Annotated in this window: 11 protein-coding genes; 2 read left to right on the plus strand and 9 right to left on the minus strand. The window is 73.7% G+C overall.

What is annotated here, in order from left to right; translation table 11 throughout:
* Window positions 1-4: 4 nt before the first annotated feature.
* Window positions 5-2,101 carry a protein kinase domain-containing protein gene (locus ACWGSR_RS14440; protein WP_453566503.1) on the plus strand — a complete coding sequence of 699 codons (2,097 nt, stop codon included), beginning with the start codon at window positions 5-7 and terminating at the stop codon, window positions 2,099-2,101.
* Between the two features lie 45 nt (window positions 2,102-2,146).
* On the opposite strand, the gene ACWGSR_RS14445 is transcribed toward ACWGSR_RS14440, so the two are convergent.
* The 9 genes from ACWGSR_RS14445 to ACWGSR_RS14485 form a co-directional block, all read right to left on the minus strand.
* Window positions 2,147-4,474, minus strand: a complete 2,328-nt coding sequence (locus tag ACWGSR_RS14445) for a xanthine dehydrogenase family protein molybdopterin-binding subunit (protein ID WP_453566506.1) — start codon at window positions 4,472-4,474, stop codon at window positions 2,147-2,149.
* Window positions 4,471-6,093 carry a (2Fe-2S)-binding protein gene (locus ACWGSR_RS14450; protein WP_453566509.1) on the minus strand — a complete coding sequence of 541 codons (1,623 nt, stop codon included), beginning with the start codon at window positions 6,091-6,093 and terminating at the stop codon, window positions 4,471-4,473. Before ACWGSR_RS14450 ends, ACWGSR_RS14445 begins: the two co-directional genes overlap by 4 nt.
* Window positions 6,090-6,965: an FAD binding domain-containing protein gene (locus ACWGSR_RS14455; protein ID WP_030209964.1), complete on the minus strand. Its 876-nt coding sequence runs from the start codon at window positions 6,963-6,965 to the stop codon at window positions 6,090-6,092. Before ACWGSR_RS14455 ends, ACWGSR_RS14450 begins: the two co-directional genes overlap by 4 nt.
* 246 nt (window positions 6,966-7,211) lie before the next feature.
* Window positions 7,212-8,846 (minus strand): beta-N-acetylhexosaminidase, encoded by a 1,635-nt coding sequence (locus ACWGSR_RS14460; RefSeq protein WP_453566512.1) that lies wholly within the window; start codon window positions 8,844-8,846, stop codon window positions 7,212-7,214.
* Between the two features lie 4 nt (window positions 8,847-8,850).
* Window positions 8,851-9,699 carry a carbohydrate ABC transporter permease gene (locus ACWGSR_RS14465; protein WP_376231330.1) on the minus strand — a complete coding sequence of 283 codons (849 nt, stop codon included), beginning with the start codon at window positions 9,697-9,699 and terminating at the stop codon, window positions 8,851-8,853.
* Window positions 9,696-10,652 (minus strand): carbohydrate ABC transporter permease, encoded by a 957-nt coding sequence (locus ACWGSR_RS14470; RefSeq protein WP_453566514.1) that lies wholly within the window; start codon window positions 10,650-10,652, stop codon window positions 9,696-9,698. Before ACWGSR_RS14470 ends, ACWGSR_RS14465 begins: the two co-directional genes overlap by 4 nt.
* Window positions 10,653-10,657: 5 nt before the next feature.
* Window positions 10,658-11,962, minus strand: coding sequence for an extracellular solute-binding protein (locus ACWGSR_RS14475; protein WP_453566516.1), 1,305 nt, complete (start codon window positions 11,960-11,962; stop codon window positions 10,658-10,660).
* A 300-nt stretch (window positions 11,963-12,262) separates the two neighbouring features.
* Entirely contained in the window at window positions 12,263-12,553 is a 291-nt protein-coding gene (locus tag ACWGSR_RS14480) for a DUF3039 domain-containing protein (RefSeq protein ID WP_071267549.1), read from the minus strand.
* A 51-nt stretch (window positions 12,554-12,604) separates the two neighbouring features.
* Complete coding sequence (locus tag ACWGSR_RS14485) at window positions 12,605-13,165, minus strand: YqgE/AlgH family protein (RefSeq protein ID WP_366375130.1); 561 nt, start codon at window positions 13,163-13,165, stop codon at window positions 12,605-12,607.
* A 278-nt stretch (window positions 13,166-13,443) separates the two neighbouring features.
* Here ACWGSR_RS14485 and murA point away from each other — a divergent pair, with 278 nt between their 5' ends.
* Entirely contained in the window at window positions 13,444-14,784 is a 1,341-nt protein-coding gene (murA, locus tag ACWGSR_RS14490; protein WP_376231323.1) for a UDP-N-acetylglucosamine 1-carboxyvinyltransferase, read from the plus strand.
* Window positions 14,785-15,026 lie beyond the last annotated feature (242 nt).

Raw genomic sequence — 15,026 nt, forward strand, 5'->3', positions numbered from 1 at the left:
CCTCATGACCCCGCAGCCCCTCGCCGCCGGCGACCCGCTCCGGCTCGGCCCGTACCGGCTCCTCGGCGTCCTCGGCGAGGGCGGCATGGGCAAGGTGTACGTCGGCCGGGACGCCGCCGGGACGCCCGCCGCCGTCAAGGTCCTCCGCCCCGAGCTCGCCCACGACCCGCACCTCGCCCAGCGGTTCGTCCGCGAGGCCGACATGGCGCGGGCGGTCACGAGCACGGGCGTGGCACGGGTGCTCGGCGCGCACACGGAGGGCGGACGGCCGTGGATCGCGGCCGAGTTCCTCGCCGGGCCGACGCTCGACGACGCCGTCCGCGCGTACGGGCCGATGGACCCGCCGGCGGTCCGCGCCCTCGCCGCCCGGCTCGCCCGCGCGCTGGCCGACATCCACGCCGCCGGTCTGGTCCACCGGGACCTGAAGCCCCCGAACATCGTGCTGACCTCGACCGGGCCCCGGATCATCGACTTCGGCATCGCGCGCCCCGAGCACGGCCTCACCCTCACCACCACGGGCCAGATCCCGGTCACCCCGGGGTACGGGGCGCCCGAGCAGGTCCTCGGGCAGCGGGTCGGCCCCGCGGCGGACGTCTTCTCGCTCGGGGCGGTCCTGGTCCACGCGGCGAGCGGGCGGCGCGCCTTCGACGGCGCGCACGTGGCGGCGCTCCAGTACGAGGTGGTGCACGGCGCCCCGGATCTGAGCGGGGTGCCGCCGGAGCTGCGGGAGCTGATCGGCCCGTGCCTGGCGAAGGACCCGGCGCTCCGCCCGGCGCCCGAGCGGATCGCCGCGGCCTTCGCGCCGCCGAAGGGCGCCGACCGGATGTGGCGCAGGGGGCCGCTCGCGGAGGACATCAAGCGGCGCGAGGCCGCCGTGAAGCGCCTGGCGGCGCCCGCCGACACCGCCGTGCCCGGGTCCCGTTCGCCGTCCCGGCGCCGCTTCCTCACCGGCGCGGCCGTGGGCGTGGCGGTCCTGGGCGCGGGCGGCGGGGCGGGCGCCTGGTGGCTGAGCCGGGGCGGAAAGTCACCGACCGCCGACGTGCCGCCGGCCGTGGCGACCCCCGAGGCGGCCTTCGTCTCGGTCGTCGACACGGAGCCGGGCGAGGCCCCGGATCCGCTGTGGGGCCCGGTCGACGGAACGGCACCGGGGGACGAACTCCCGCTGCCGGTAAGGGACGTGGTGGTCGTACGGGCGAAGGCGGGCGGCCTGCTGGCCCTGTCCGTCACGGACGGGAAGGAGCGCTGGCGGGCGGAGGGGATCGACGCGGACGCCGGTTTCGTGTCCGTCGCGGACCGGATGGTGGTCGGCGCCGACGGGGACGGCGCCCTGCGCGCGTTCGTGGCCTCCACCGGCCGGCCCGTCTGGCGGAGCGGGTCCGGCGTGAAGGACGTCCTCGCGGCCGACGCCACGCGGGTCTACCTGGTGACGGAGGAGAACGAACTGCGGGCCGTCGACGCCTGGACCCTCGCCACCGTCTGGACGCGCCCGATGACCTCGCCCCGCTCCCCGAGCGGCGCCGCGCGGGCCCTCGTGGGCGACAGACGGCTCGTGGTCCACGGCAGGGACGGCCGGGTCGCGGCCCTCGACGCCGAAACGGGAAAGACCGTCTGGGAGTTCACGGGCCAGGGCACCGGCGGCCAGGCCCCGTCGCTCAGCAGCAACATCGTCTACTTCGGCGGCCCGAAGCTGACCGCCCGCCGCCTCGACCGGGGCGACCTCCTGTGGGAGGAGGAGGCCCAGAGGGAGGAGGTCGGCTGGGGCACCCCTGTCGCGAGCGGCGTCGCCGTCTTCGCGCTCAACTCCTACAACGCCTACCGCTACGGCACCCTGGCGGGCGTCCGCTTCCCGTCCACGGACTGGTACGAGGTCCTGGACGGCACGGGCCCCGGCACGATCGCTCCCCCGGCCGTGGAGGGCGCGACGGTCTGGCTCCACGCCCCCGACGGCAGCGGCCTCCAGATCGTGCACAAGGAGACCGGGGACCGCCTCTTCTCCCTCGGCATGAAGGGCCAGGGCGGCTACCGGATGGCGAGCGGGGGCAACCGCGTCTTCCTCGTGCGGGACGGCCGGATCGCGGCGATGCCGGTGTACGGGGAGTGAGGAGGGCCCTCCGCACCGGCGGCGGTACGGAGGGGCCCGGTACGGCTACGCGTTGGGCGCCGCCACCGCCGCCTGCGGGCGGATCGGGAGGCGGTTGACCGGGCGGCCGGTGGCCGCGCGGACCGCCGCGGCCACGGCGGCGGGCGAGGTGACGACGGGGACGGCGCTCGCGGCCTTGGCGCCGAAGGGGGCCACCACGTCGCGCTCCTCGACCAGCTTCACGATCCGGATGTCCGGGGCGTCCAGGGAGGTCGGGAGGGCGTAGCCGGTGAAGTCGGGGTGGCGGACCAGGCCGCGGGCGGTGCGGAGGTTCTCCGTGAGGGCAGCGCCGACGCCCTGGGTGACGCCCGCCTCGATGCGGGTGGCGAGCTGGGCCGGGTTGAGGATCCGGCCGACGTCCTGGGCGACGGCCATCTCCACGACGCGCACGGCGCCGAGTTCGACGTCCACGTCCACGACCGCGCGGATCGCGCAGAAGGCGAGGCCCACGAAGGCGTCGCCCTGGCCCGCGTCGTCCAGGGGCTCGGTGGGGTGGGGGCGGCACTGGGCGGTGGCCCAGAGCTCCTTGCCGTCCATCGCCTCGGTGACCGTCGTCGACAGGACGCCGTCGTACGAGGTGATCTTGCCGTCGGTGATCTGGAGCAGCTCGGTCGACATGCCGAACTTGTGGGCGAGCGGCTGGAGGAGCTGGGTGCGGACCATCTTCGCGGCCCGTTCCACGGCCCCGCCCGACACCCAGGTGTGCCGGCCGTGGGCGGCCGGTCCGGCGGGCGGCTGGTCGGTGTCGACGGGCGCGACGTGCACCTCGTCGATGCCCAGGGTCTCCTGCACGATCTGGCGGGCGAGCGTCGAGAAGCCCGAACCGGTGTCCACGGCCGAGCAGATGACCGTGGCCGTCCCGTCCGCGACCCGCACGGTCGCCGTCGAGACCTCGTCGGCGCCCTCCGCGCCGAGCATGTGGACCATGCCGAGCGCGTAGCCCACGCCCCGCCGCACCGCGCCGGGTTCGCCCGCGCCCTCGGGGCCGCCGGGCAGCAGCCACTCGCCCTCGGGGGTGTCCTTGGGCAGCGGCGGCAGCGGGAAGTCCCGTACGGCGGAGAGGAGTTCCGCGACCGGGGCCGGGCAGGTGACCGTCTGCCCGGTGGGCAGGATGTCGCCGGTCGCCATGACGTTCCGCATGCGCAGCTCGGCCGGGTCCACGCCCAGCTTGGCCGCGAGCTTGTCCATCTGCGCCTCGTACGCCGCGCACACCTGCATCGCGCCCTCGCCCCGCACGTGGCCGGACGGCGGGTTGTTCGTGCGGACGGCCCAGCCCTCGACGAAGGCGTGCGGGACCACGTACGGGCCGCAGGCGAAGGCCACGGCCGCCGCCAGGGACTCGGACGAGGAGTCGGCGTACGCGCCGCCGTCCAGCAGGATCTGCGCCTCCACCTTCACGAGCCGCCCCTCCGCGTCCGCGTGGTGGCGGTAGCGCAGCAGGGTGGGGTGGCGGTGGGCGTGGCCGAGGAACGACTCCTCGCGCGTGGCGGTGAGTTTGACCGGGCAGCCGGTGCGCAGCGCGAGCAGCCCCAGCGGGATCTGGAAGCCCGGGTCCTCGCGGTCGCCGGTGGCGCCCGGGACGCCGGTGACGACCAGTTTGACCTGCTCGGGCAGGAGGCCGAAGCAGGCGGCGGCCAGGTCGCGGTCGGTGTGCGGGTCGGTCGAGGCCGTGTACAGCTCGACGCCGCCGTCGGGGCGCGGGACGGCGAGGCCCGCCTCGGCGCCGATCGGCGCCGGGTCCTGCCGCCCGATCCGGTACAGGCCCTCGACGACGACCTCGCCGGCCGCCTCCGGGTCGCCGAAGCGGAGCGGGATGTGCCGGATCAGGTTCCCGTCGGGGTGCAGCGGCTCGGCCGCGAACGCCTTCTCCGGGTCGGTGACCGGTTCGAGGACCTCGTACTCGACGGCGATCGCGGCGGCGGCGAGCCGGGCCGTGTCGGGGTGGTCGGCGGCGACGGCCGCGAGGGCCTCGCCGTGGTGCCGGACCAGGTCGGAGGCGAAGACGGGCCGGTCGGCGACCCGGCGCCCGTAGGTGGCCGCGCCCGGCACGTCGGCGGCCGTCACCACGGCCCGTACGCCCGGCATGGCGACGGCGGCGGAGGTGTCGACCGAGACGATCCGGGCGTGCGGGTGCGGGGAGCGCAGGATCGCGGCCCAGAGCAGGCCCTCGGCCCACAGGTCGGAGGCGTACGGGAAGGTGCCCTCGGTCTTCGCCCGGGACTCGGCCTGCGGGAGCGAGGTGCCGAGGCCGTGGGCGGCCGGCTCCTGTCCGAGGGGCCCGGAGGTGTCCGGGACCGGGACCGTGGGAGCGGCGGTGATCGCGTCGCTGCTCACGCCTTGCCTCCGTCGTGCGGGTGCGGGATCTGGTGCGGGATGCGGGCTTCGTCGGCGCTCTCGGGCGCGTGGGCCGCGGCGCCGGCCTCGCGCTCGGCGACGACGTCCCGTACGGCTTCGAGGACGCCCCGGTAGCCGGAGCAGCGGCACAGGTTGCCGGCGAGCGCCTGGCGGGTCTCAAGGTCGGTGGGGGCGTGGTTGCCCTCCAGGAGGTCGTGCACGGTCATGCACATGCCGGGGATGCAGAAGCCGCACTGGACGGTGCCGCACCTGGCCATGGCCCGCTGCACGTCGGAGGGCTCCCCGTCGGCCGCGAGGCCCTCGACCGTCCGCACCTCGCTCCCGGCGGCGGTCGCCGCGGGGACCAGGCAGGAGGCGACGAGCCGCCCGTCGACCTGCACGTTGCACGCGCCGCACTCGCCCTGCGAGCAGCCGTCCTTGGCCCCGGCGAGCCCGAGGCGCTCGCGCAGGACGTAGAGCAGCGACTCCCCGATCCAGGAACCGGTGACGGGCCGGTCCACGCCGTTGACCCGGAGGGTGTACGAGGTGTGGGGGTGCTCGTCGCTGTCGGTGGAGGCGTGGACCTCCGCCGCGACGGCGGGCACGGGGTCGGGAACGTCCGTGTCGAGGACGGTCTCCGCGCGGAGACCGGCGTCCGTCTCGGGCGCGGGATCCGCTTCGGGGTCGTCCGGACCGGGAGCCTCCCGGACGGCCCCGGAAGCCTCCCGGACGGACTCGGGGGCCTCCCGGGCGGCTTCGGGGGCGTCCTGCGCGGCTTCGGGGGCCGCCTCGGGAGCCGGGTCCGCCTCGGGGGCGCCGGGAGCGTCGGGGGTGTCCTGTACGGCCTCCGGGGCAGCGTCCTCGACGGCCTCCGGCTCGGGTCCGGCCTCGGCCTCCGGCTCCTCCCGGAGCGCCCAGGGCGCGGGCGCGCCGCCCGGAAGGGTCGCCGGGGCCTCGGCGGGGATCTGCCACTGGCCCGTGTCGCCGGGGCCGGGAGCGGGGGTGGGGGCGGGCTCGGTGGCGGGGGCGTGCTCCGTCGGCTCCGCGAAGCTCCACTCGGCCGTCGCGTGCGGGTCCGGCTCGCCGTAGCCGGACCGGTCGAAGGGCTCGCCCTGCTGCTCGAAGTACTCGAAACCGCCCTGGTCGCCCTCGAAGCCCTGCGGCTGCTCGAAGTCCCGCGGCTGCTCGAAGTCCCGCGGCTGCTCGTAGTCCCGCGGCTGCTCGAAGCCCTGCGGCTGCTCGGGCTCGTAGCCCCGGCCCCGCTCGTACCCCTGGACCTGGTCCGGCTCGTAGCCCCGACCCTGCTCGTAGCCCCGGTCCGGCTCGAAGGCCTGGCCGCGGGCGTGGTCGAAGTACGGCCGTACCGGCTCCGTCTCGACCGGCGGGTGGACCGGCCAGCTTCCGGTGGCGCCCGGGTCGGTCGCCGGGGGCGGGGTGAGCGGCTGGAGCGGGGTGATCATCGGCGGCACGTAGTCGTGGCCGGGCGCCTCCAGGGGCACGCCGTCCAGCATGAAGTCCGGCGGGAGCTGCACGAAGGCGGTCGCGTCGCCGTCGTACCCCTCGCTCTTCGGGATCGGCTCCCAGCCGCCCTGGTTCCCGTGCTGTTCGTCGCTGCTCACGCGAGTGCCCTCCCCAGTGCCCGTCGGGCGAGTGCGGCGACGGTGCGCCGCAGGTGCAGTACGGCCGGGGGCAGTTGCTCGCCCCCTTGCGGGTCCGGGATGCAGGCGGCGGCGACGTACTCGCCGAACGCCGTCAGCGCCTCCGGCGCGAGCCCCCGGTCGTTGTCCCAGTCCACCAGCGAGGCGATCCAGCGCTCGGCCTCCAGGGGGCGCAGCGGCATCGGCGCGACGGCGCCGACGGCGCAGCGCACCCCGCGCCGGGCCGGGTCGAGGACGACGGCGACGGAGGCGGTGGCGCGGGCCGGGCCGGTGCGGCCGGTGGCCTTGAGGAAGACCTGCGGGGCGTGGAGCAGCGGCACCCGGACGAAGCCCACGAGTTCGCCGGGGGCGAGCAGGTCGCGGCCGGCGAGCAGGTGGGAGACGGGGATCTCACGGCTGCCGAGCGGCCCGAGGACGACGAGGTCGGCCTCCAGGGCGGCGAGGACGGGCAGCGAGTCGCCGGTGGGCGCGGCGGTGACGACGTTGCCGCCGAGGGTGCCGGCGTTGCGGATCTGCGGCGGCCCGGCCGCGCGGGCGGCGGCGGCGAGGGCCGGGATGAGGGCGGCGAAGTCGGGGCGGCCCATCCGGGCGTGGGTGAGGCCCGCGCCGAGGAGGGCGTGGCCGTCCTGGTACTGCCAGCCGCGGATCTCGTTGATGCGGCTGAGGCCGACGAGTCCGGCGGGCCTGAGCTGGCCCTTGTTGACGGCGGCCATGAGGTCGGTGCCGCCGGCGACGGGGACGGCCGCCGGCATGGCCGTGAGCGCCGCGACGGCCTCGTCGAGCGAGGCGGGCAGCGTCACGGCCTGCGCCGTCTGTGGTGCGTGCGTGGTCAACCCGCTGCCCCTTCCCGGTGTCCCGGCGGTCCCCGACTGTGCCCGGCCGTCGCGCCTGCGTGTGGGCGTACCGTACGTGCTCACAGGCCGGACGTGGCAACTCTGGCACATCTTCCGAGCGGTCCGGCGCGAGGGTCCGCGAAGGACTGTTCCGTCCGGGACGTCCCGGGAGCGGCGGCGAGTTCCGTTTCGCCGCTCTTGGGCGGCGGGGTTCGCCGCTCCCGGGTGACGGGGCCGCGGAGGGCCTCACACGTTCGGGGGCGTTCCCTCCAGGGGCCTGCCGAGGACCCCGGGGCGCCGCTGCCGGGGCAGGGGTCCGGAGGGGGGCCGGTAGTCGACGCCGAGGGCGTCCAGGCGCCGGTAGTGGGTGTCCATGCGGCGCTCGAAACCGGTGTAGTCGCGGGCCTCCGGGGCGGGGAGCGCGGACCAGGCGACCTCGGCGAAGGCGGCGAGGCGGGGGAAGACCTGGTAGTCGACGCGGGAGCGGTTCTCCATCACCTCGGTCCAGACGTTGGCCTGGGTTCCCAGGATGTGGGCGGCGGCCTCCGGGGAGAGGCCGGGCGGGACGGGCTCGAAGCGGTAGACGTCCTCCAGGGTGCGGACGTATCCGATGGGCATCGGCTCGTCCTCGCCGGGCGCCTGGCGGTGGTCCAGGTAGACGTGCTGCTCGGGGCACATGACGACGTCGTGGCCGGCCTCGGCGGCGGCGATCCCGCCCCCGTAGCCGCGCCAGGAGGAGACGGCCGCGCCCTCGGCGAGTCCGCCCTCCAGGATCTCGTCCCAGCCGATCAGGCGCCGTCCGCGGGCGGCGAGCCAGTGGTCGAAGTGGCGGACGAACCAGGACTGGAGCTCGTCCTCGTCGGCGAGGCCCAGCTCCCGGATGCGGGCCTGCGCGGCCGGGGAGGCCTTCCACTGGTCCTTGGGGCACTCGTCGCCGCCGACGTGCACGAAGGGGGACGGGAAGAGCTCCAGGACCTCTTCGAACACGCCCTCGTAGAAGCGGAGGACCTCCTCGGTGGGGGCGAGGACGTTCGGGTTGACGCCCCAGGTGTCCCAGACGGTGAGGGCGGCGGTGTCGACGACGTCGGCGTTGCCGAGCTCCGGGTACGCGGCGATGGCGGCCTGCGAGTGGCCGGGGAGGTCGATCTCGGGGACGACGGTGATGTGCCGCTCGGCGGCGTACGCGACGATCTCGCGGATGTCGTCGCGGGTGTAGAAGCCGCCGTGCGGGGTGTCGGTCCAGAGCGGCGAGGCCCGGTGGCCCCACTTGCTGCGGGCCCGCCAGGAGCCGGCCTCGGTGAGCCTCGGGTGGCGCTCGATCTCGATGCGCCAGCCCTGGTCGTCGGTGAGGTGGAAGTGGAAGACGTTCAGCTTGTGGGCGGCGAGGAGGTCGAGCAGGCGCAGGACGTCCTCCTTGGCCGTGAAGTGCCGGGAGACGTCGAGCATGAGACCGCGCCAGCCGAATCGCGGGGCGTCCTCGATCGTCTGCGCGATCAGGCCCGCGACCGGCTTCTCCTTCACGGGCGCCTCGCGGAAGGCGTCGGGGCCGAGGAGCTGGCGCAGGGTCTGGGCGCCCCAGAAGACGCCGGCCGGGCCGCCGCCCACGATCTCGACGACCTGGTTGATCACGACGTGGAGCCGGTACGCCTCGGGGGCGAGGGTGTCGTCGATCCGCAGCCGGACGCTGTTGGTGGCGTTCTCGTCGTCGGTGCTCCGCAGCGGGAGCGCGAAGGCGGCGCCGAGCACGGAGCGCAGCCAGCGTTCGGTGGTCCCGGTGCCGGGGGCGGCGTACAGGGTCGTCCGGCGGTCGAGGAGGAAGCCGCAGCGGTACGGCCCCTCGACCGACAGGGGCGCCGGGATCAGGTCCATGGGACGGGTCATCGCGTCAGTCCTTCACCGCCCCGCCGAGTCCCGAGACCAGGCGGCGCTGTACGAGTACGAAGAAGACGAGCACCGGGACGGTCATCACGGTCGAGCCGGCCATGATGCCTCCCCAGTCGTTCTCGTCGGGCTTGAAGAAGACCAGCAGGGCCATGGGCAGGGTCGACTGCGAGGTGTCGCTGATGATGAACGACTTCGCGAAGAGGAAGTCGTTCCAGGTGGAGATGAACGAGAAGACGCTGGTGGCGACCAGGCCGGGGAAGACCAGCGGGAAGAGGATCTGCCACAGGAACCGGGTGCGGCTCGCGCCGTCGATCTGGGCCTGCTCCTCCAGGGCCTCCGGGACCGCCCGGACGAAGCCGCGCAGCATCCAGATCGCGAACGGCAGGGAGAACGCGATGTGCGGCAGGATCAGCGAGCCGAGGGTGTTGAGCTGCCCGAAGTCCCGCATGAGGAAGAACATCGGGATGGTCAGCGCCTCGACGGGCACCATCTGGGCGACCAGGAACATGATCAGGAGCGTCGTCCGGAACCTGAAGCGGAACCGGGTGACGGCGGTCGCCGCGAGGAAGGCGATGACCGCGGAGGCGAGGACGACCGTGACGGCGACGACCAGCGAGTTGAGGAAGTAGCGGCCGAAGTCCTGCTGCTCGAAGACGCGCCGGAAGGAGTCCAGGGACGGCGAGAGCGTCCACGGGCGCGGGTCCGTGGACTGGATCTCGCCGGCCGGCTTGAGGGCCGAGAGGACCATCCAGTACAGCGGGAAGGCGACGGCGGCGGCGACGAGGAGGGTGACGGCCTCGGCGGCGAGGCGTCCGGGGCGCCGGACGCCCAGGGTCCGGAGGGCGCTCACAGTTCTTCTCCCTGGCGTCGCAGCAGGCGGAGGTAGACGAGCGTCACGGCCAGCAGGATCAGCAGCATGACGACGCCGATCGCCGAGCCCAGGCTGTACTGGGACGAGGCGAAGGCCTTCTGGTAGGCGTACACGTTGAGGACGAGGTTCTGGCCGGCGATGCCGCCGCCGTTCGTCATGACGTAGATCTGGGTGAAGAGCTTGAAGTCCCAGATGACCGACTGGATCGTGACGACGACCAGGATGGGCCGGAGGATCGGCGCCGTGACCGAGCGCCAGGTCCGCCACTGCGAGGCGCCGTCGAGGGCGGCGGCCTCCAGGACCTCGGTCGGGACGGCCCGGATGCCGGCGTAGACGGTGACCATCACGAACGGGAAGGAGCACCAGACGACTTCGAGGAGGACGAGGGCGAAGGCGCTGTACCGCCCGTACGTCCAGGAGAAGTCGCCGAGTCCGAGGAGCCGGTTGACGGGGCCGAAGTCGGGGTCGAAGAGGAAGACCCAGACGGTGGAGCCGGTGACGGCGGGGGTGGCCCAGGCGCCGAGCGCGGCCGTCATCAGGACGAGCCGGGGCAGGGCGCGCACGCGCGTGAGGAGGACGGCGAGGGCGCAGCCGACGGCGAGCGTGGTGACGACGCAGGCGGCGGCGAAGAGGACGGTGGCGAGGAGGACCTGCCAGAACTGGGGGTCGGAGAAGAGCGCCGTGTAGTTGCCGAACCCCTGGAACGAGGTGGGTTCGCCGCCGCTGACCTGGGCCTGGGTGTACTCCAGGAAGGAGATCAGGCCCAGCTGGTAGACGGGGTAGACGAGGAGCGCGCCGAGGACGACGAGGGCGGGCAGCAGGTAGAGCCAGGGGGTCCAGGCGCCGGGGCGCCGGGGGCCGCGGGTCCCGGGGGCGGGGTCCGCGACCGGTCCGGTCCGCTTCTCGACGGGCGGGGTGAGCTGGGTGGTCATGCGGATCAGCCCGCCGGCGCGAAGGCCGCGTCCATCTTCTTCGCGGCGTCGTCGGCCGCCGCCTTGACGTCCTTACGGCCGCTGACGATCTCCTGGAACATCGTGGGCAGCACGAGGGAGGCGTCGATCTGGCCCCAGCCGGGGGACGCCGGGACGAACTTCGCACCGGCGGCGAGGGTGTCGGTGAAGGGCTTCACGAAGGGCTGCCGCCGGGCGGCGGCGGCGCGGGTGTCGGTGTACGTGGGCAGGAAGCCCATCGCGTCGAAGAGCCGGCCCTGGGTCTCCTTGCCGGTGAGGGACTTGAGGAGGTCGACGGCGAGGGTGCGGCGGGGGCTGCTCTTGAGGACGCCGATGTTGTTGCCGCCGGCGAAGGCGGGGGCGATGGAGCCGGGGGTGGTGCCGGGCAGCGGGACGACGGCGTACTTGCCCTTCACCGTGCCGGCCTCGACGGCCGCGTGGCTGAAGTCGCCGCCGATGGCCATGCCGGCCTTGCCGGAGGCGAAGGCGGTGACGGTGGCGTTGCCGCCCATCTGGGCGCACTTGGCGGCCGGACAGTTGTCGTCGCCGAAGAGCGAGGTGTACGTGGTGATGCCCTTGAGGGCGTCCGGGCCGTTGATGGCGGCCTTGTACGAGTCGCCCTGAGCGGTGGCGAGTTCGCCGCCCGCGGCCCAGACGAAGGGCATGGCGCCGTAGGTGTAGGCGCCGCCGACGGCGATGCCGTACAGCTCGGGCCTGGCCTTGCGGATCTTCTTGGCCGTCTCGACGAGTTCGGCCTGGGTCTTGGGGGCCGTCAGGCCGAGCTCCCGGAAGACGTCGGTGCGGTAGTAGAGGGCGCGGATGCCGACGAAGAACGGGGCGCCGTAGACCTTGCCGCCGACGGTGACGGACTGGCGGGCGGTGGGGTCGGTGTCCTCGGCCTCGTCCCAGGCGGCGAACTCGGCGCTGATGTCGGCGAGTCCGCCGTCCTTGACGTATCCGGCGGTGTCGGTGTTGCCGTACTCGATGAGGTCGGGGGCCGACTCGGGGTCGTTGAAGGCGGCCTTGACGCGCTGGGCGCGGGTCTCGACGGGGATGTACTCGACCTCGACCTTCGCGCCCTTGTTGCGCTGCTCGAAGGCGGTGACGGCCTGCTCGACGGCCTGCTCCTTGGGCTTGTTGCTCACCTCCTGGAAGAGCCAGACGCGCAGGGTGCCGCTCTTCTCGTCCGTCGTGGCCTTCCCGTCCGTGGTCCGGGGCGCGCAGGCGGTGGCGGTGAGGCCGGCCAGCAGGAGTGCGGCGGCCGTGGCGGTGACGCTTGCAGGAAGCTTCATGGCGGATCCCCTCCAGGTGCATGTGTTGCAGCATGTGCAATGAGCGTTTCGCGCTGCACAACACGCGTGAGGCTAGGCGGACTCCGGGCGGGCCGACAAGAGGTCTCGACCACCTCAACCACTCCGTGACCGGCGAAAGCACCCTGCGCAACGGGGCACTCCCGGAGGAGCCGGAAAAACGGAACGGCGCCCGCCGCGTCCGGCCCGGAGGAGCCCGGAAAACGGAACGGCCCCCGTCGCGCGCGCCGAAGCACGCACGACGGGGGCCGTCACCGGCTCGCCCCGACGGCGGGACCTGACTTACTTGCCCTTGCCGCCCTTGTCCTTGTCCTTGTCGCCGCCGGCGCCCATGGAGTCGTAGATCTCCTTGCACATCGGACAGACCGGGTACTTCTTGGGGTCGCGCCCCGGCACCCAGACCTTTCCGCACAGCGCCACGACGGGCGTGCCGTCCAGGGCGCTCGCCATGATCTTGTCCTTCTGGACGTAATGGGCGTAGCGCTCGTGGTCGCCGTCACCGTGGGACACCTGCGGCGTCGGCTCGACGAGGGTCCCCGTACCTGCCCCGCGCTCGGGCTCGAGAGTGCTCATAACCGCCAAGGGTACTGAAAGCCGGGCCTTCGGTCGGTGGACGGGTCGTCCTCAGTTGAGGGACGGGTCGTCCGGGTACGTCGCGACCATCGCGAGGTCGCCGCGCTGCCGCCGCAGCACCTGCCGCCAGAGCGCCTCGGGCCGCGGCGAGGAGACGTCGCCGGGCTCCGACTCGACCACGTACCAGGCCCCGTCGCCGAGTTCCGCCTCCAGCTGGCCGGGGCCCCAGCCCGCGTACCCGGCGAAGATCCGCAGCGAGCCGAGCGCCGGTCCGAGCAGCTCGGGCGGGGTCTCCAGGTCGACCACGCCGATCGCCCCGTGCACCCGCCGCCAGCCGAGCGGCCCCTCGTCACCGGGGATCACGGCGACGCCGAGGGCCGCGTCGAGGGAGACGGGGCCGCCCTGGAAGACCACGTCCGGCTCGCCGGCGAGTCCGGCCCAGGAGGCGAGGACGTCACCGACGGTGACCGGCGTCGGCCGGTTGAGGACCACGCCGAGCGAGCCCTCCTCGTCGTGGTCGAGCAGCAGCACCACCGCGCGGTCGAAATTCGGGTCCGCGAGGGCGGGGGTGGCCACGAGCAGCCGTCCTGTGAGCGAGGACACCTCGGTCATGCGAGACATGATCCCGCATCTTCGGCGTTCGCGTGGCCCGTCGGGCGCGAACGCGGGAAGTCCGGGGACCGCCGCAGTTCAGAGGGGACGGGGCCGGGGAGCGCGGAGGGCCTGCCGGAACAACCGGACGGTGACGCTCCGCAAGATCACGCGAACAGAGGGTGTTGTGCCGAATTCATTACGTCTGACGGGTCGCCCCGGGCATCCGGAGGAGGTTCCATGGGCCCTTACCCTTTTCACTGGCCACCCGTCGGACCCACTTTCGGAACGCGAGATTCATGACCGGCACAGACGATGTCCTGCTTGTCCACGGCGGCACCCCGCTGGAGGGCGAGATCCGCGTCCGCGGCGCGAAGAACCTCGTGCCCAAGGCGATGGTCGCCGCCCTCCTCGGCAGCGGCCCCAGCCGCCTGCGCAACGTGCCAGACATCCGTGACGTCCGCGTGGTCCGCGGACTGCTCCAGTTGCACGGAGTGACGGTCCGCCCGGGCGACGAGCCCGGCGAGCTCGTCCTCGACCCGACGCACGTCGAGTCCGCGAACGTCGCCGACATCGACGCCCACGCCGGCTCGTCCCGCATCCCGATCCTCTTCTGCGGCCCGCTGCTGCACCGCCTCGGCCACGCCTTCATCCCGGGCCTGGGCGGCTGCGACATCGGCGGCCGGCCCATCGACTTCCACTTCGACGTGCTGCGCCAGTTCGGCGCGACCATCGAGAAGCGGGCGGACGGGCAGTACCTGGAGGCCCCGCAGCGCCTTCGCGGCTGCAAGATCCGGCTGCCGTACCCCTCGGTCGGCTCGACCGAGCAGGTGCTGCTGACGGCGGTGCTCGCGGAGGGCGTCACCGAGCTGTCGAACGCGGCCGTGGAGCCCGAGATCGAGGACCTGATCTGCGTCCTGCAGAAGATGGGCGCGATCATCTCCATGGACACCGACCGGACCATCCGGATCACCGGTGTCGACAGGCTCGACGGCTACACCCACCGGGCGCTCCCGGACCGCCTGGAGGCGGCCTCCTGGGCGTCGGCGGCGCTGGCCACCGGCGGCAACATCTACGTGCGCGGCGCCCAGCAGCGCTCGATGATGACCTTCCTCAACACGTACCGGAAGGTCGGCGGCGCCTTCGAGATCGACGACGACGGCATCCGCTTCTGGCACCCGGGCGGCTCGCTCAACGCGATCGCCCTGGAGACGGACGTGCACCCCGGCTTCCAGACCGACTGGCAGCAGCCGCTGGTCGTGGCCCTGACGCAGGCCTCCGGCCTCTCCATCGTCCACGAGACGGTGTACGAGTCGCGGCTCGGCTTCACCTCCGCGCTGAACCAGATGGGCGCGCACATCCAGCTGTACCGCGAGTGCCTGGGCGGCTCGGACTGCCGCTTCGGCCAGCGGAACTTCCTGCACTCGGCGGTCGTGTCGGGCCCGACCCGGCTCCAGGGCGCCGACCTGGTCATCCCGGACCTGCGCGGCGGCTTCTCGTACCTGATCGCGGCGCTGGCGGCCCAGGGCACCTCGCGGGTCCACGGCATCGAGCTGATCAACCGCGGCTACGAGAACTTCATGGAGAAGCTGATCGAGCTCGGCGCCAAGGTCGAGCTGCCGGGCAGCGCGCTGGTCTAGCGGCCCCGCGCACGTCCGTCCGTACGGCCCCCACGCACGCGCGTGGGGGCCGTACGCGCTTTCCGCGCCGCCCGTACGGGTCCGTCAGCCCGTACGGGTCCGTCAGCCCGTACGGGTCCGTACCCGCCCGTTCGCGTACGCACCCGCCCCGTACGGGCCGTACGGGGCGTTCTGGCGGGCGAACGAAAGGGCGGCCACCAGCTCACTGCGGTTCATGTTGTTACTCCCGAGTTCTTCTTGCC

This window comes from Streptomyces sp. NPDC055632, from assembly GCF_053618675.1.